Annotated in this window: 7 protein-coding genes; 6 read left to right on the forward strand and 1 reads right to left on the reverse strand. The window is 74.6% G+C overall.

Annotated elements, in window-relative coordinates:
• Window positions 1-23 precede the first annotated feature (23 nt).
• Window positions 24-431 (forward strand): aspartate 1-decarboxylase, encoded by a 408-nt coding sequence (gene panD, locus ABD296_RS21115; protein WP_344269600.1) that lies wholly within the window; start codon window positions 24-26, stop codon window positions 429-431.
• Between the two features lie 5 nt (window positions 432-436).
• Window positions 437-2,011 carry a (2,3-dihydroxybenzoyl)adenylate synthase gene (locus ABD296_RS21120; protein ID WP_344269603.1) on the forward strand — a complete coding sequence of 525 codons (1,575 nt, stop codon included), beginning with the start codon at window positions 437-439 and terminating at the stop codon, window positions 2,009-2,011.
• A 221-nt stretch (window positions 2,012-2,232) separates the two neighbouring features.
• Here ABD296_RS21120 and ABD296_RS21125 read toward each other — a convergent pair whose 3' ends face one another.
• Complete coding sequence (locus ABD296_RS21125) at window positions 2,233-3,555, reverse strand: salicylate synthase (RefSeq protein ID WP_344269606.1); 1,323 nt, start codon at window positions 3,553-3,555, stop codon at window positions 2,233-2,235.
• Window positions 3,556-3,697: 142 nt separating this feature from the next.
• Between ABD296_RS21125 and ABD296_RS21130 the strand changes: the two genes are divergently transcribed.
• From ABD296_RS21130 to ABD296_RS21145, 4 genes are all read left to right on the forward strand, one after another.
• A complete protein-coding gene (locus tag ABD296_RS21130) occupies window positions 3,698-15,754 on the forward strand; it encodes an amino acid adenylation domain-containing protein (RefSeq protein ID WP_344269609.1) in 12,057 nt (4,018 codons plus the stop codon).
• Window positions 15,755-15,853: 99 nt separating this feature from the next.
• A complete protein-coding gene (locus tag ABD296_RS21135) occupies window positions 15,854-16,870 on the forward strand; it encodes an iron-siderophore ABC transporter substrate-binding protein (RefSeq protein WP_344269612.1) in 1,017 nt (338 codons plus the stop codon).
• Entirely contained in the window at window positions 16,870-18,156 is a 1,287-nt protein-coding gene (locus tag ABD296_RS21140; RefSeq protein WP_344269615.1) for a lysine N(6)-hydroxylase/L-ornithine N(5)-oxygenase family protein, read from the forward strand. Before ABD296_RS21135 ends, ABD296_RS21140 begins: the two co-directional genes overlap by 1 nt.
• Entirely contained in the window at window positions 18,156-18,353 is a 198-nt protein-coding gene (locus ABD296_RS21145; RefSeq protein WP_344269618.1) for an MbtH family protein, read from the forward strand. Before ABD296_RS21140 ends, ABD296_RS21145 begins: the two co-directional genes overlap by 1 nt.
• Window positions 18,354-18,409: the final 56 nt, after the last annotated feature.

Raw genomic sequence — 18,409 nt, forward strand, 5'->3', positions numbered from 1 at the left:
TCGTGAGAGAAGGGGACCTCCCGGTGCAGCGCACGCTGATGAACGGAAAGATCCACCGAGCGACCGTGACCCAGGCCGACCTGCACTACGTGGGCTCGCTGACGATCGACGCGGACCTGATGGAGGCCGCCGGCATCGCCGAGGGCGAGCAGGTCCACCTCGTCGACATCACCAACGGCTCCCGCCTGGTCACCTACGCCATCACCGGCGAGCCCGGCAGCGGGGTCATCGGCGTGAACGGCGCCGCGGCCCGCCTCGTCCAGCCCGGCGACCTGGTCATCGTCATCACCTACGCGGCGCTGGACGAGGCCGAGCTGTCCGCCCACCGGCCCCGCGTCGTCCACGTGGACGGCGCCAACCGCATCGTCGCGCTCGGTTCCGACCCGGCCGAGCCGGTCCCCGGCGCCGCCGCCCAGCTCGCCGGACGCTGAGCGCCATGGACGGCTTCACCCCCTGGCCCGCCGACCTGGAAGCACGCTACAAGGCCGAAGGCCACTGGAAGGACCGCGTCCTCGGCGACGTCCTGCGCGGCGACCCGGACCGCGTCGCGCTCGTCGCGGGCGACGACCGCCTCACCTACGCCGACCTCGACCGGCGCGCCGAACGCACCGCCGCCGGATTCCTGCGGCTCGGCGTCCGCGCAGGCGACCGCGTCGTCGTGCAACTGCCCAACACCGCCGGCTTCGTCATGGCGTTCCTCGCGCTCGTGCGGATCGGCGCGGCGCCCGTCCTCGCGCTGCCCGCGCACCGCGAGAGCGAGATCCGCTACCTGTGCGAGCTGGCCGAGGCCCGGGCCTACGTCTGCGGCGAGACCGACGGCGACTTCGACTACCGGGCGATGGCCCGGACGCTCCCCGTCGAGCACGTCGTCGTGGACGGCGACGCCCAGGAGTTCACCGCGCTCGCCGACCTGGACGCCGAGCCAGTCGAGCACCCGCGCCCGGATCCCTCCGACGTCGGCGTCCTCCTGCTGTCCGGCGGGACGACGGGGCTGCCGAAGCTCATCCCCCGCACGCACCGCGACTACGTCTACAACCTGGAGGCCAGCGCGGAGGTGTGCGGCTTCACCCGCGACACCGTCTACCTCGTCGTGCTGCCCGCCGCCCACAACTTCGCCCTCGCCTGCCCAGGCCTGCTCGGCGTGTTCGCAACCGGCGGGACGGTGGTGCTCGCGCCGTCCGGGTCGCCGGACGAGGCGTTCCCGCTCATCGAGCGCGAGAGCGCCACGGCCTGCGCGGTCGTACCGCCGATCGCGCTGCTGTGGCTGGACGCGGCCACCTGGTCCGACGACGACCTGTCCTCGCTGGAGCTGCTGCAGGTCGGCGGCGCCAAGCTGGCCGCCGAGCGCGCCGCCGAGGTCCCCGGGGTCCTCGGCTGCCGCGTGCAGCAGGTGTTCGGGATGGCGGAGGGCCTGCTCAACTTCACCCGCCTGGACGACCCGCCCGAGCTGGTGGAGCGGACGCAGGGCCGCCCGCTGTCCCCGGCCGACGAGATCCGCGTCGTGGACGCCGACGGCAGGACGGTCGCGCCCGGCGAGGTCGGGGAACTGCTCACCCGCGGCCCCTACACGCTGCGCGGCTACTACCGCGCGCCCGCGCACAACGCCCGCGCGTTCACGCCGGACGGCTACTACCGCACCGGCGACCTCGTGCGGCAGCTGCCGTCCGGGCACCTCATCGTGGAAGGCCGCGAGAAGGACCAGATCAACCGGGGCGGCGACAAGGTCTCGGCCGAGGAGCTGGAGGACCACCTCCTCGCCCACCCGGCGATCCACGACGCCGCCGTCGTCGGCGTCCCCGACCCGATGATGGGGGAGCGGACCTGCGCGTTCCTCATCCTCCGCGACGCCGCGAAGGCCGCGCCGCCGACGCTCCGCGACATCAAGGACTTCCTCCGCGACCGCGGCTTGGCCGCCTACAAATGGCCCGACCGCCTGGAGACCGCCGACGCCTTCCCGCGCACCCCGGTCGGCAAGGTCAGCAAGAAGGCCCTGGCCGCCGACCTGACCTGAACCGGTCGAGCCCCCTCTGAGCAAGGCTCAGAGGGGGCTCCTCATGGACCCTCGCGGACCGGAACGTCCGCACGTCCTAGACCTCAACCGTCAACGACCCGAGCGTTGCGATCGCGTGCGAAGCCAGGTTCGAGCTTGCGAGAACCTGATCGCGCAGCGAGCCCCCAGGGCGAGCCGGAGCGATGCAGCGATCGCCGCAAGGCCCGCCGAAGGAAGGCGCCCTAGCGCCTGACGCCAAGGGCCTTGCATACATAGGGAGCGATGCTCGACAGCTTTTCGCAGGTCTCCTCGTATTCGCGGTCGGGCGTCGAGCCGCTGACGATGCCGGCGCCGGCGCGCAGCCAGGCCTGCCCGTTCTCGTTGTAGAGGGCGCGCAGCACGAGCGCCGCGTCGAGCGCGCCGGTGTGCGACACGGCGGCGACGGCGCCCGCGTACAGGCCGCGGCGCTCCTCCAGCTCCCCGATCGCCTCGATCGCCTCGGCCTTCGGGATGCCGGACGCCGTCACGCCGGGGAACAGCGCGTCGAGCGCGTCCCAGCAGGTGCGGCCCGGCGCGAGGACGCCGCCGACGCTGGAGCCGAGGTGCTGCACGCTGCCCCGCTCCTTCACGGTCATGAACCCGGTGACGTGGACGCTGTCGGGGTCGCACACCCGGTACAGCTCCTCCTGCGAGGTGCGGACCGACACGGCGTGCTCGAAGATCTCCTTCGGGTCGGTCTCCAGCTCGCGGCGGGTGCGCGCGTCGGCGTCGCCGCCGAACCCGAACGCGCGGGTGCCGGCGAGCGGCTGCGTCATGACGCGCCCGCCGTCGTCCACGCTCGCGAGGACCTCGGGGCTGAACCCGGTGGCCTGGAAGCCGCCGAGGTCGAGCAGGAACGACCGCGCCGGGGTGTTGGCCGCCCGCCCGCACGCGTAGGTGGCGGCGACGTCGACGGGGTAGGGGACGTCCAGCCGCCGCGACACGATGATCTTCTGGTAGCGGCCCGCCGCGATGTCGTCGACGGCCCGGGCGACGCGCGCGCGGTAGACGTCGCCGCCCTCCCGCACGTCCACCGGCGAGGGGGCCGGGGGAGCGGGCGGGACGTCCGCGGCGAGCAGGTCCGCGACGCGCTCGACGTCACGCGGGTCGGCGCCGGCGATGCGGGCCGCGCCGTCCTCCACGTGGACCTCGACGCGCGGGACGACGAAGTGCGCGAGCCGTCCGGACGGACGGGCCGAGGCGAACTCGAACGCGATCCACCCGTAGGCGTTCCAGGCCGGGAGCGGCGCGGCGGCGAACGTCTCGCGCAGCGCGGCGGCGGGCCGGCCGGTGTACGGCGCGGTCTCCGGCGCGCGGCCCGGCCAGCGGGCGTGCACGGCGCCGGAGTCGAGGACGACCTCGCCGAGCACGCCGCCGGCGAACGTCCAGCGGCCGGGCCGCTCGTACACGACGTGGTCGGTGAAGAGGCCGGATCCGGCCAGCCGGGTCATCAGGTCGAGCGGCGCGCGGGCGGCCTCGACCACCCGTTCCGTGGGCTTCTCGTCAGTGCGCAGACCGGGGGACAAGGCAGTGGGCTCCCTTGGGTGACGAAATCCGACCGAGTCGGGAATCCGGGCGAAAACTTAGGTAAGCCTAACCTTGTGCGATTTTCGTAGGCAAGGCTAACCTAACTTTTGCTGATCAAGCCGACGACGAAAGAGCTGGGGCGTGCAGGAGCAGACGACGACGGCGGCGCAGGGTCACCGACTGCGGCGAGAGCTGATGCGGCGGCGGATGGCGGAGGCCGGCCTCCCGGCGGACCGGGGCGGACCGGACGCCGGGAGCCCCGGCCCGCGCGAGACCGGCGGGCCCGCGCCGCTGTCCTACGCGCAGCAGAGCATGTGGCTGCACCACCGGGCGTTCCCGGCGAGCCCCGCCTACAACGTGTGCCTGCTGATCCGCATGGCGGGACCGCTCGACGCCGCCGCGCTCCGTGAGGCGCTGCGCGGCCTCATCCGGCGCCACGCCGTCCTGCGGACCGTCTACGCCGACGACGGCGAGGACGCCGTGCAGATCGTCACGGACGACGACTCGCTCGACCTGGTGCCGGTCGCCTGCGCCGACCCCGACGCCCGCGCCGCCGAACTGGCAGCGACGCCCTTCGACCTGCGCACGGAACGGCCCGTCCGGCTGGAACTGCTGCGCGTGGCCGACGACGAGCACGCGCTGGTCCTGGTCGTCCACCACATCGCCTGGGACGGCATGACCTGGGGCTCGATGTCGCGCGACCTGTCGGCCCTCTACCGGGCGGTCGTGACGGGCGAACCCGACGGCCTGCCCGCACTCGGCGTCCAGTACGCCGACTTCGCCGACTGGGAGCAGAAGCGGCCCCTCGCCGAGGACGACCTCGCCTACTGGCGCGCGCGGCTCGACCCGCCGCCCCCGCCGCTCGACCTGCCCGCCGACCGGCCGCGCTCCGCCGCCGCGTCCGAGCGCGGCGGACGCCGCGCCCGCCGCTTCGGCGACGACGTGACCGAGGGGCTCGGCCGGCTCGCCAAGGAGGAGAACGTCACGCCCTACACGGTGATGCTCGCCGCCTACTCCGTCCTGCTGCACCGCTACACCGGCTCCGGCGACGTGGCGGTCGGGTCGTCGGTGATGAACCGCGAGCACGTGGAGGTCGAGCGGCTCGCCGGCAACTTCGGCAACACGCTCGTCATGCGGACGGACCTGACCGGCGGGCCGACGTTCCGGGAGGCGCTGCGCCGCACCGGGCGGACGGTGACCAACGCGTTCGCGCACCAGGCGACGCCGTACGACGCGCTCGTCCGCGAGCTGCGGCCCGCGCGCGGGCACGGCCGGTCGGCGTTCTTCGACACCATGCTGCTGTTCCTCGCCCAGGAGATCGGCGAGCTGGAGCTGCCGGGCCTCACCACGTCCTGGACGCACGTCCACAACGGCATGACCCACTTCGACCTGTCGCTGGAGGCGTTCGTCCGGCCGCAGGGCATGACGGTGGAGGCGACCTTCCGCCGCGAGCTGTTCGACGACGAGCGCATCGACGCCCTCCTCGCCCATCTGGAGACGCTGCTGCGCGGCGCGATCGCCGACCCGGACCGCCCGGTCGGCGCGCTCGCGCTCATGGACGCCGCCGAGGAGGCCCGGCTGGAGGCGGCCAACGCGACCGCCCGCGACGTCCCCGGCCCCGGCGTCGTCGCGCTGTTCGCCGAGCAGGCCGCCCGCACGCCCGGCGCGCCCGCCGTCGAGTCCGAGTCCGGCGAGCCCCTCACCTACGCCGAGCTGGACGGGCGGTCGTCCGCGCTGGCCCGTGTCCTGCGGGCGCGGGGCGCCGGGCCCGACGCCGTCGTGGCTCTCGCGCTGCCGCGCACCGCCGACCTCGTCACCGCCGTCCTCGCGGTGCTGAAGTCGGGCGCCGCCTACCTGCCGCTCGACCCCGGCCATCCCCGCGACCGCGTCTCCTACATGCTGAAGGACGCGGGCGCGCTGTGCGCCGTCGCGGCGCCGGAGACGGCCGGCCTGCTCCCGGACGAGGCCGACGCCATCGTCCTCGACGGCGATCTCGACGCCGCCGAAGGCGCCGAGGAAGGCGTTCCCGAGCCGCACCCGGACGACCTCGCCTACGTCATCTACACCTCCGGCTCGACGGGCCGGCCCAAGGGCGTCGCCGTCCCGCACCGCGCCCTGACGAACCTCCTCGCACGGATGCGGCACGAGCACCCGCTCGGCCCCGGCGACCGGTGGGCGGCGGTGACGACCATCGCGTTCGACATCGCGACGCTGGAGATCCTCCTGCCGCTGGTCACCGGCGCGGCGATCGTCCTCGCCTCGCGGGAGACCGTCCGGGATCCGGCGGTGCTGGCACGCCTCCTCCGGCGCGGCGTCACGCACCTGCAGGGCACGCCGTCGCTCCTCGGCACCCTGGACCCGGCCGCGCTCGACGGGCTGCGGATCATCACCGGCGGCGAGGCGCTGCCCGCCGCGCTCGCCGGCGAGATGACGGCCCGTGCGCGCAGCGCCGCGAACATGTACGGGCCGACCGAGACGGCCGTCTACGCGACCGCCGCCGTCCTGCCGGAGCCCGGCATCGGCCGCCCGCTGTGGAACACCCGCGCGCACATCCTGGACGCGTCGCTGCGGCCCGTCCCGGCGGGCGTCCCCGGCGAGCTGTACCTGTCGGGCGCGCAGCTCGCCCGCGGCTACGCCGGACGCCCCGACCTGACGGCGGAGCGGTTCGTCGCCGACCCGTCCGGCCCGCCCGGCACCCGCATGTACCGGACCGGCGACCTCGCGCGGTGGACTCGGGACGGCTCCATCGAGTACCTCGGCCGCACCGACGACCAGGTGAAGATCCGCGGATTCCGGATCGAGCCCGCCGAGGTACAGGCCGTTCTGGGGGCGCTGCCGGGCGTCGCGCGGGCCGCCGTCGTCGTCCGCGAGGACCGGCCGGGCGAGCCGCGCCTCGTCGGCTACTACGTCCCGGGCGCCGATGCCCCCGACGATGCCGGGCTGCGGGCCGCGCTCGCCGCCGAACTGCCCGCCTACATGGTGCCGGGTGCGCTCGTCCGGCTCGACGCGCTGCCGATGACCGCCAACGGCAAGCTCGACCGCCGCGCGCTCCCCGCCCCCGGCGCCCGCACGGACGGCCGGGCGCCGCGCGACGCCCGCGAGGCCGCGCTGTGCGACCTGTTCGCCGAGCTGCTCGGGTACGAACGCGTCGGCGTCGACGACGACTTCTTCGCGCTCGGCGGCCACTCGCTGCTCGCCGCCAAGCTCGCCGCCCGCGTCCGGACCGTCCTGGACGCCGAGTTCTCCATCGCCGACGTGTTCGAGGCCCCGACCGTCGCCGCGCTCGCCCCGCGGCTGGTGGCGCGCGGCGGCGTCCGCGTCCGGGACGTGGCGCGGCCCGCGGTCGTCCCGGCGTCGGCGGCGCAGCGCGGGATGTGGCTGGAGGAGCGGCTGCGCGGCCCGTCGGCGTCCTACGCGCTGCCGTTCGGCCTCCGGCTCGCCGGCGCCCTCGACGCCGGCGCGCTGCGCGCCGCGTTCGCCGACGTCGTGGCCAGGCACGAGGCGCTGCGGACCCTGCTGGTCGAAGGCGAGGACGGGCTGCCCGTCCAGCGGATCCTGGACGCCGGCACCCCGGTGACCTTCTCCGTCGTCGACGCCCGCGCCGAGACGCCGGAGCGCCGCGCCGCCATCGAGCGGGACGCCGCGTCGCACGTCTTCGACATCGCCGCCGACCTGCCCATCCGGGGCACGCTCGTCCGGACGGGCGACGAGGAGTGGTCGCTGATCCTGCTGCTGCACCACGCGGCGGCCGACGAATGGTCGTTCACCCCGCTGCTCGCCGACCTCGCCCGCGCCTACGAGGCGCGGCGGGCAGGCGAGGCGCCCGGCTGGGAGCCGCTGCCCGTCCAGTACGCCGATTACGCCGCCTGGGAGCGGGCGGCCTCGGCCGACCTCTCCCAAGGACTCGGCCACTGGGAGCGGGCCCTCGCCGGACTTCCGCAGGAGACCGTGCTGCCGTTCGACCGGCCGCGCCCGGCGGAGCCGAGCCACCGCGGCGGCCTCGTCCCGTTCCGGCTCCCGGCCGCGGGCGCGCGGCGGCTCGCCCGCGCCACCGGCACCAGCGTGTTCATGGTGCTGCACGCGGCCGTCGCGGCGCTGCTCCAGCGCAGCGGCGCGGGCGACGACGTCGCGCTCGGCTCGCCCATCGCCGCCCGCGCCGACGAGGACCTGGCCGGGCTGGTCGGCGTGTTCGTCAACCCGCTCGTGCTGCGCACCGACCTGTCGGGCGACCCGTCGTTCGCCGCGCTGCTGGAACGGGTCCGCGCCGCCGACCTCGCCGCGTTCTCGCACGCCGGCGTCCCGTACGAGCGCGTGGTGGAGCGCCTCGCGCCGGAGCGGTCGCTCGCGCGCAACCCGCTGTTCCAGGTGATGATCGTCCACCAGCGGCTGGACGACGTGCGGCTCGCGCTGCCCGGCGTGCGCGCCGAGCCGTTCCTGCCCGGGACCGGCGGCGTCAAGTTCGACCTCGACCTGTACTTCGCCGAAGGGGACGAGGACGTCGAGGGGTTCGCCGCCTACGCCGAAGACCTCTTCGACGCCGCCACGGTCGAAGGGCTGCTGGACGACCTGGCCCGCATCCTCGACCAGGTCGCCGAGGACCCCGACCGCCGCCTGTCCGCACTCGGCGCCCCCGTCGAGCACCCGGAGACGACCTGCGGCCTCCCGGCCGCGACGGCCGCCGCGCTCTTCGAGGCGCAGGCCGCGCGGACGCCCGACGCCACGGCACTGGTCTTCGGCGACACCGCGATGACCTACGCCGAACTGGACCGCCGCGCCGAAGCCCTCGCGGACCGGCTCGCGGCGGCCGGCGCGGGACCCGAACGCGTCGTCGGCATCGCCCTGCCGCGCTCCGGCGCGTTCGCGGTCGCGCTGCTGGCCGTGCTGAAGACGGGCGCCGCCTACCTGCCGGTCGACCTGTCGTACCCGCACGCACGGATCGAGGCGATGCTCGGTGCCGTCCGGCCGCTGCTCGTCCTCGGACGCGAGGAGCCGCCCCTCGACGCGCCGCCCCGCGAACGGCCGGACGTCCGGCCCGGCCACCTCGCCTACGTCGTCTTCACCTCGGGCTCGACCGGGACGCCCAAGGCCGTCGCCGGGACGCAGGGCGCCCTGGCCAACCGGCTCGCGTGGGGCGCCGGGCTCACCGTGCCCGGCGTCCGCGTCGCCAAGAGCTCGCCCGCGTTCATCGACGGGACCACCGAACTGCTCGGCGGTCTCGTCGCCGGCGACACCGTCGTGATCGCCGAAGACGCGACCGCGGCGGACGCCGTCGCGCTCGGCGACCTCATCGAACGGCACCGCGTGCGGACCGTGACGCTCGTCCCGAGCCTGCTCGCCGCGCTGGTGGAACGCGGCCTGCCACCGTCCGTCACCACCTGGATCAGCAGCGGCGAGGCCCTGCCCGCCGCGCTCGCGGCCGAGGTGCCCGCCCGGATCGTCGACCTCTACGGCTGCTCTGAGGCCGCCGGGGACAGCCTGATCGCCGAAGACGGGGGACTGGCCCCGATCGCCAACACCCGCGCCTACGTCCTGGACGCCGCGCTCCGCGAAGTGCCCGTCGGCGAGCTGTACCTGGCGGGCGACGGCCTCGCGCGCGGCTACCTCGGCGACCCGGCCCGCACCGCCGAGCGGTTCGTGGCGAACCCGTTCGGCCCGCCCGGCTCCCGCCTCTACCGCACCGGCGACCGGGTGCGCCGCCGCCGCGACGGCGGCCTGGCCTTCCTCGGCCGCGCCGACGACCAGATCTCCCTGCGCGGGTTCCGGATCGAGCCCGGCGAGGTCGAGGCGGCCCTGTCCGCTCAGGACGGCGTCCGCCGCGCCGCCGTCGCCGTCCACGGGACGCGCCTGGTCGGCTACGTCACCGGCGACGTGGACGACGGCGCCGTGCTGGACCGGCTGCGCGCGACGCTGCCGGGCCACTTCGTCCCCGCCGAGCTGGTCGTGCTCGACGAGCTGCCGGTGAACCCGAACGGCAAGCTCGACCGGCGGGCGCTGCCCGAACCCGGACGCCCCGCCGCCGGCCGCACGCCCGCGACGGAGGCCGAACGCGTCCTCACCCGCCTCGCCACCGCCGTCCTCGGCCGCGACGGCATCGGCGCCGACGACGACTTCTTCCGCTCCGGCGGCGACAGCATCGGCGCGGCGCTGCTCGTCGCCCGCGCCCGCCGAGCCGGGCTGTCGTTCACGGTCCGCGACGTGTTCCGGCTGCGGACGGCCGAGGCCCTCGCCCGGGCCGCCGAGACCCCCGCGGCCGTCGATGTCGCCTCGGACGCGAGCGCCGGCGAGCTGCCGCTGTCGCCGCTCCAGGAAGGCCTTCTCTTCCACCTGATGATGGCCGGCGAGGGCCGCGATATCTACGTGCAGCAGGCCGTCGTGTCGCTGTCCGGCCCGATCGACCCGGCGCGGATGGCGGACGCCGCCCGCGCCGTCCTGGAGAAGTTCCCCAACCTGCGCGCCGGGTTCCGCACCGACGGCGACCGCGCCGTCCAGTTCGTCCCGGACGAGTGGGAGACCCCCTGGACGCACGCCGAGGTGTCCGGCCCGGACGGCCTGGACGCGTTCGTCGACGCTCAGCGCGCCGAGCCGTTCGACCCGGCCGCGCCGCCGCTGATCCGGTTCGGGCTCGCGAGCCTCGGCGAGCACGACCATCGCCTGGTGCTGACGTCCGAGCTGATCCTGCTGGACGGCTGGTCCGGCGGACTGCTCGTCACCTCGCTGCTGAACGCCTACACCGACGCCGCCGCCGAGGCCGCCCGCCCTGTCCCGCCGTTCCGCGCCTACCTGGACTGGATCGCCCGCCAGGACCGGGACGCCGCCGTCGACGCGTGGCGCCGCGCCCTCGACGGCTTCGACGAACCGGCCCTCGTCCGCCCGGGCCTTGCCGACCGTCCCGCCGACCTCGCCACCGCCGGGGAGGTGCACCGCGCGCTGCCCGCCGGGCTCGCGGACCGCCTGCACGCGGTCGCCCGCGACCACGGCGTCACCCCCGGCACCCTGTTCGAGACGGCGTGGGGCCTCACGCTCATGGGCATGACCGGCCGCGACGACGTGGTGTTCGGCGCCTCCGTTTCCGGCCGCCACCCGGACGTGGACGGCGTCGAGTCCATGGTCGGGCTGCTGTTCAACACCGTCCCGATCCGCGTGCAGGCCGGCCCGGCCGACCCGCTGACCGCCGTGCTCGAACGCGTCCAGGCAGCGCGGTCGGAGCTGTTCGACCACTCCTACGTCGCGCTCGCCGACGTGCAGCGCGCCACCGGCCTCGGCGCCCTGTTCGACACGCTGTTCGTCTTCCAGAACTTCCCCGGCATGCCCACCGACCGGGGCTTCGGCCCGGACGGGACGCTCCGCGTCACCGGGCGCGAGGTCCGCGACGCCACCCACTACCCGGTCACCATGGTCGTCGACCCGGGCGCCGCGCTCCGCGTCATGTACCGGGGCGACGCGTTCACCGAGGCGGAGGCCGAACGGGTCACCGACCGGTACATCCGGGTGCTGCGGCAGATCGCCGACGCCCCCTGCGCGCCGTGCCACCGCCTCGACCTGCTCGTCCCGGAGGAGCACGACCGGTTCCGCCGCGACCGGGACGACGCCTGGCAACCCGTCCCCGAGCTGACCGTGGCGGAACTGCTCGCCGAGCGCGCCGCCGAGCAGCCCGGCGACACCGCGCTGGTTTCGCTGCCGGACGTCCGCCTCGGCTACGGCGAGCTGAACGCCGAGATCAACCGTCTCGCCCGGCTGCTGCTGGCGAACGGCGCCGGCCCGGAACGCGTCGTCGCGCTCGCGCTGCCGCGCTCCGCCGAGATGGTCGTCGCGCTGTTCGCCGTCCTGCGCACCGGCGCCGCCTACCTGCCGCTCGAACTCGACCTCCCGGCCGACCGGCTCGACTACATGATCGCCGACGCCTCGCCGGCGGTCCTCGTCTCGCACCGCGACATCGCCGCCGGCCTCGCGTTCTCCGGAACGACCCTCGCCCTGGACGATCCCGGCACCTCCCAGGCGCTCGACGGCCTGCCGGGCGCCGACCTCGAACCCGGTGAGCTGCCCGGCTTCGCGCCCGGCACCCCGGGCCGCCTCGACCACCCCGCCTACGTGATCTACACGTCGGGCTCCACAGGCCGCCCCAAGGGCGTCGTCACCCCGTACCGGGGCCTGACGAACATGCAGTTCAACCACCGCGCCAACATCTTCGACCCCGTCGTGAAGGGCGCGGGGCGGCGGCTGCGCATCGCGCACACCGTGTCGTTCTCCTTCGACATGTCGTGGGAGGAACTGCTGTGGCTCATCGAGGGCCACGAGGTGCACGTCTGCGACGAGGACCTGCGCCGCGACGCCGAAGCGCTGACCGCCTACCTGCGCGAGCACCGCGTCGACGTCATCAACGTGACCCCCACCTACGCCCAGCAACTCCTGGACGAAGGACTCCTCGACGGCGGGCACCGCCCGCCGCTCGTCCTGCTCGGCGGCGAGGCCGTTCCCGCCTCCGTCTGGGACCGGCTCGCGGAGGCCGACGGCGTCCTCGGCTACAACCTGTACGGGCCCACCGAGTACACGATCAACACGCTCGGCGGCGGTACCGAGGACAGCGCCACCCCGACCGTCGGGAAGCCGATCTGGAACACCCGCGCGCACGTCCTGGACGCGTGGCTGCGGCCCGTCCCGCCCGGCGCCCCCGGCGAGCTGTACATCGCGGGCGCCGGCCTGGCACGCGGCTACCTCGGCCGTCCCGACCTGACCGCGGAACGCTTCGTCGCCGACCCGTTCGCCGGCGGCCGCATGTACCGGACCGGCGACCTCGTCCGCGTCCGCGAGGACGGCAACATCGACTTCCTCGGCCGCACCGACGACCAGGTCAAGATCCGCGGCTACCGCGTCGAGCTCGGCGAGATCGAGACCGCGCTCGCCGCCGAGCCCGGCGTCGGGCAGGCCGCCGTCGTCGCCGCGGCCACCGACGTCCCCGGCGTCAAGCGGATCATCGGCTACGTCGTCCCGGACGGGGCCCGCGACGGCGCCGCCGGCGAGCAGCTCGCCGAATGGCGGCAGATCTACGACGCCGAGTACACCGAGGTCGGCACCGTCGTCCACCATGAGGAGTTCGCCGGCTGGAACAGCAGTTACGACGGCGTGCCGATCCCGCTCGACGACATGCGCGAATGGCGGGACACCACCGTCGAGCGCATCCGCGCGCTGCGGCCCCGCTGCGTCCTGGAGATCGGCGTAGGCGCCGGCCTGCTGCTCACCCGCCTCGCGCCCGGCAGCGAGGAGTACTGGGGCACGGACTTCTCCGAACCGGTCATCGCCAAGCTCCGCGCCGACCTCGGCCCGGACTCGCCGGTCCGGCTGAGCCACCGTCCCGCCCACGATACCGAGGGCCTCCCCGAGGGCCACTTCGACACGATCGTGATCAATTCGGTGGCGCAGTACTTCCCGGGCGCCGCCTACCTCGAAGACGTCGTCGCCAAGGCGATGCGCCTGCTCGCGCCTGGCGGGAGGCTTTTCCTCGGCGACGTCCGCGACCTGCGGACGATCCACCACCTGCACGCCGCGATCCAGCTCGGACGGGGTGACACCGACCTGCGCACGGTCGAACGCGCCGTCCGGATGGAGAAGGAACTCCTCCTCGACCCCGCCTTCTTCGCCGCTCTGGACGGCCCCGTCCGCGTCGACGTCCTCACCAAGCGGGGCGTCCACCACAACGAACTGACCCGCCACCGGTACGACGTCGTCCTCTGGAAACCCGGCCCGGACGTCCCACCCGCCCCCGAGACGCCCGTCGTGGACTGGGCCGCGTTGGACGATCCCAACGCCGCCGGAGACGCCCGTCGCCTCGCCGTTCTCCGCGCGCTCGCCGGTGGGGCGCCGAGCGGGCCGCTGCGGGTGCGGGGGATTCCCGATCCGCGGCTGTCCGGGGAAGCGGCGGCGCTGCGCGTGCTCCGCGACGGGGGATCGCCGGACGAGGCGCGCGAAGCGCTCGCCGCCGCGCCCGAAGGCGTCGAACCGGAGGCGCTCTACGCGCAGTACCCCGACGTCGTGCTGACGCCGTCAGCGCAGGCAGGGTGCTACGACGCCGTCTTCGGCGGCGGCGCGGCGAACCTTCCGGTCGAGCCTGGCCGGGCGCCCGCGTCGTACGCGAACGACCCGGTGGCGGCGCGCGATCACGGCGTCCTCGGCGCGCGGCTCCGCGAGAGCCTGAAGCGGCGGTTGCCCGGCTACATGGTGCCGAGCGCGATCGTCACGCTGGACGCGCTGCCGCTGACCGTGAACGGCAAGCTCGACCGTCGCGCCCTGCCCGAGCCCGGCCGCGACGGGCCGCGCCGCGCGGGCGGGCGCCCGCCGCGCACGCCGGTCGAGCGGGTGCTGTGCACGCTGATCGCCGAGGTGCTGGCCGCGCCGGGCGTCGGCGTGGACGACGACTTCTTCGACCTCGGCGGGCACTCGCTGCTGGCCACGCAGGTGATCGGCAGGGCGCGCGCGGCGCTCGGCGCGCCGCTGGCGATCCGCGACCTGTTCGAGACGCCGACCGTGGCGGAGCTGGCCGAGCGGATGCGCGGCGGCGCGATCGAGGCGCCGCGCCCGGCCCTCGCGGCGCGGGAGCGTCCCGAGCGCATCCCGCTGTCGCCGGCGCAGCGGCGGCTGTGGCTGCTCGACCAGCTCCTCCGCGAGGACGACGGGCCGCGCGACGGCTACCACCTGCCGCTCGCCGTCCGGTTGAGCGGCGACCTCGACTTGGCGGCCCTGGAGGCGGCGATCGGCGACGTCACCGCGCGGCACGAGGCGCTGCGGACGGTCTTCCCCGAACACGACGGCACGCCCTACCAGCGGATCCTCGACCCGGACGAGGCCCGTCCCGCCCTGGAGGTCGCGTCGGCCGCGCCGGAGGAGGTCATCGCCCGCCCGTTCGACCTCGCCCGCGACATCCCGCTGCGCGTCGCGGTCTTCCCGGAAGGGGAGCGGGAGCACCTCCTCCTGGCCGTCTTCCACCACATCGCGTTCGACGAGTGGTCGTTCGGGCCGTTCGCGCGCGACGTCGCCGAGGCGTACGCCGCGAGGCTGGACGGGGCGCCGCCCGCGTGGGAGCCGCCGGCCGTCCAGTACGCCGACCACACGCTGTGGCAGGCCGAGCTGCTCGGCGACCCGCGCGATCCGGGCAGCGTCCACACCCGGCAACTCGCCCACTGGGTGCAGGCCCTCGCGGGGTCGCCCGAGGAGATCCCGCTGCCGGCCGACAGGCCGAGGCCCGGCACGGCGGGCCAGCGCGGCGGGACCCTCACGGCTGACCTGCCGCCCGCGCTGACACGGAGGCTGCGCCGTGTCGCGCGGGACGCGGGCGCCACCGTGTTCATGGTCTGCCAGGCCGCGGTCGCGGCACTCCTCCACCGCACGGGGGCCGGCGACGACATCCCGCTCGGCAGCCCGGTCGCGGGACGCACCGAGGAGGCCGCCGCGGACCTGGTCGGCTTCTTCGTCAACACGCTCGTCCTGCGGGCCGACCTGTCGGGGGAGCCGACGTTCGCCGAGCTGCTCGGACGGGTCCGCGAGGCGGCGCTCGCCGGCCTCGCCAACCAGGACCTGCCGTTCGAGGCCGTCGTGGAGGCGCTGCGCCCGAGGCGCGTGCCGGGACGCAACCCGCTGTTCCAGGTGATGGTCGGCCACGAGAACCAGGACCCCGGCGAGGTGCGCTTCCGCGGCCTGGAGCAGGGGGAGGCGTCGTTCGGGCCGTCCGCCGCGAAGTTCGACCTGGACTTCATCTTCCGCGAGCGCGGCGACGATCTCCGGCTGGTCGTCGACTACTCCGCCGACCTGTTCGACCGGGAGACGGTCCGGACGATGGCCGGCGGCCTGGTGGCGCTGCTGGAGACCGTCGCGGACGATCCCGCCACGCCCGTCGGTGCACTGCCCGCCGTCCTCACCGCCCGCGCCGTCACGGAGACGGGGGCCCCGCCCGCGCCCGCGGCGGTGCGGCGCGGGGACGACCGGGAGGCGGCGCTGTGCCGGATCTTCGCCGAGGAGCTCGGCGTCCCCGAGGTCGGGCCGGACGACGACTTCTTCGACCTCGGCGGGCACTCGCTGCTGGCGATGCGGCTGGTGCGGCGGATCCGCCGCGAGCCCGGCTGCGCGGGGCTGCGGATCGCGGCGCTGATGGCGGCGCCGACCGTCGCGGGCCTGCTGGCCCGGCTGGACGAACCCCAAGGAACGGGGTGAGACGGGTCATACTTCGCAGGGCATTGAAAAGTAAGGTAAGGCTAACCTAAGATCACTCCCCGACAGCCCCCTGGAACATCTGGAAGGACACCGGTCCTCATGCGCACACTGACGCGGCGTCTGGCCGCCACCGGCGCGCTCGTCCTCGGTCTCGCGCTGACCGCGGCGTGCGGCGGCGACGACGAGCCCGCCAAGGCCTCCTCCGGCGGCGCCGCCGGCTCGTTCCCGGTCACGATCACCGACAAGCTCGGGTCCGCCACCGTGAAGAGCGCGCCGAAGCGGATCGTGGCGCTCGGCGAGGTCGACCAGGACGCGCTGCTCGCCCTCGGCGTCGAGCCGGTCGGGATGGTGGAGCTGACCGGGGTCCAGGCGGACGGCCTCGCCCCGTGGAGCGCCCCGAAGGTCGGCGGCGGGAAGCCGAAGCTTTTGAAGACCGGCGACTCCGGCTTCGACCTGGAGCAGATCGCCGCGCTGCGGCCCGACCTGATCCTGGCCGGCGGCGACTTCACCATCGACAAGGAGTACGGCAAGCTCTCCAAGCTCGCGCCGACCGTCGCCTACCAGACCGGGCCCGCCGAGGACTCCTGGCAGCAGATCACCCGGCAGGTCGCCAAGGCCGTCGGCCGGCCCGCCGACGGGGAGAAGATCGTCTCCGGCGTCGAGGCGAAGATCGCGTCGGTGAAGACCTCGCACCCCGAACTGCAGGGCAAGGGCTTCGCGTTCACCAGCGTCTTCCCGAACGGCAACATCGGCGTCATGAAGTCGAAGGACGACACCAGCGTCAAGATGCTCCAGCAGTTCGGCATGGTGCTGCCGGACAGGCTGAGCAAGCTGCCCGGCGACGGCTTCGCCGCCGAGCTGAGCATGGAGAAGCTGTCCGTGCTCGACACCGACGTCCTGCTGAGCTACTACAACGACGACCCGGCGACGCAGAAGAAGTTCGAGGGCAACAAGCTGTTCTCCGGCCTGCCCGTCGTCAAGCGCGGCTCGTACGTGCGCCTCGACCTGAAGTCGTTCTGGCCGCTGCGCACCCCGACCGCGCTGTCGGTCCCGTACGTGGTCGACCAGGTCGTCCCGCAGATCGCCAAGGCCGCGGCCGCGGGCAAGGCGGCCTGATGCCGGGGGAGACGCACCCGCCCGTCCGCGACGTCGTCGGCATCGGATTCGGCCCGTCCAACCTGGCGCTCGCCGTCGCGCTGGAGGAGGCGCACCCGTCGGCGGACGCGGTGTTCTTCGAGAAGCAGCCCGCGTTCGGCTGGCACCGCGGCATGCTGATCGACGGCGCGACCATGCAGGTCCACTTCCTCAAGGACCTGGTGTCCCTGCGGAACCCCTCCAGCCCCTACTCGTTCCTGTCCTACCTGCACGCCAAGGGCCGCCTCGTCGACTTCGTCAACCACAAGACGATGTTCCCGACGCGGATGGAGTTCCACGACTACCTCGAATGGACGGCCGCCGCGTTCGCCGGCCGTGTCCGATACGGGGCGGAGGTCGTCGCGCTGCGCGAGCACGACGCCGGGACGCTGGAGGTCGTCGTGCGCCGCGACGACGAGCTGGAGACCCACCTCGCCCGCAACGTGGTGATCGGCGCCGGCCTCGACCCCGTCCTGCCCGAGGGGGTCCGCCAGGGGGAGCGGATCTGGCACACCGAGGAACTGCTGACCCGGCTGGACGCGCGGCTCGGCTGGGAGCCGCGCCGGCTCGTCGTCGTCGGTGCCGGTCAGAGCGCCGCCGAGGCCGTCGAGTACCTGCACCGCACCTACCCGTCGGCGGAGGTCTGCGCGGTCTTCGCCCGCTACGGCTACTCGCCCGCCGACGACAGCGCGTTCGCCAACCGCATCTTCGACCCCGCCGCAGTCGACCACTACTACGCGGCGCCGGACGAGGTGAAGGAGATGCTGTTCGGCTACTCCCGCAATACCAACTACTCCGTCGTCGACCTCGACCTCATCGACGAGCTGTACCGGCGCGCCTACGCCGAGAAGGTCGCCGGCGCCGAACGGCTGCGGATCCTCAACGCGTCCCGCGTCCTCGGCGTCCGGGAGGAGACCGGCGGGGTGCGGATGCGGGTCGCCTTCCTGCCCACCGGCGAGACGGCCGACCTGGACGCCGACGCCGTCGTCTACGCCACCGGATACCGCGAGCGCGACCCGTTCGGCCTGCTCGGCGAGGCCGGCGCGCGGTGCCGGACGCGCCCGGACGGCCGTCCCGCCATGGAGCGCGACTACCGCATCGCCACCGAGCCCGGCCGCGAATGGGGCGTCTACCTGCAGGGAGCCACCGAGCACAGCCACGGCATCGCCTCGTCGCTGCTGTCGATGACGGCGGTGCGCACCGGAGAGATCGTCCAGTCCATCGCGGCGCGCTCGGCGCGCCTCGCGAGCGTCCCGCAGGAGGCGTGATGACCAACCCGTTCGACGACCCCGACGGCACGTTCCTCGTCCTGGTCAACGCCGAGGGGCAGCACTCGCTGTGGCCGGAGTTCGCCGACGTCCCGTCCGGCTGGACGACGGCGTTCGGCCCGGGCGCCAGGTCCGACTGCCTGGCCTACATCACCGAGAACTGGACGGACCTGCGCCCGCGGAGCCTCACGGCGTGACCCCCTGAGCCGAGGGCGGGCCCGGGGGTGGGCCCGCCCTCGCCGCGCCGGCGGCC

Origin of the sequence: Actinomadura napierensis (genome assembly GCF_039529375.1) — a bacterium.
Taxonomy (GTDB): Bacteria; Actinomycetota; Actinomycetes; order Streptosporangiales; family Streptosporangiaceae; genus Spirillospora; species Spirillospora napierensis.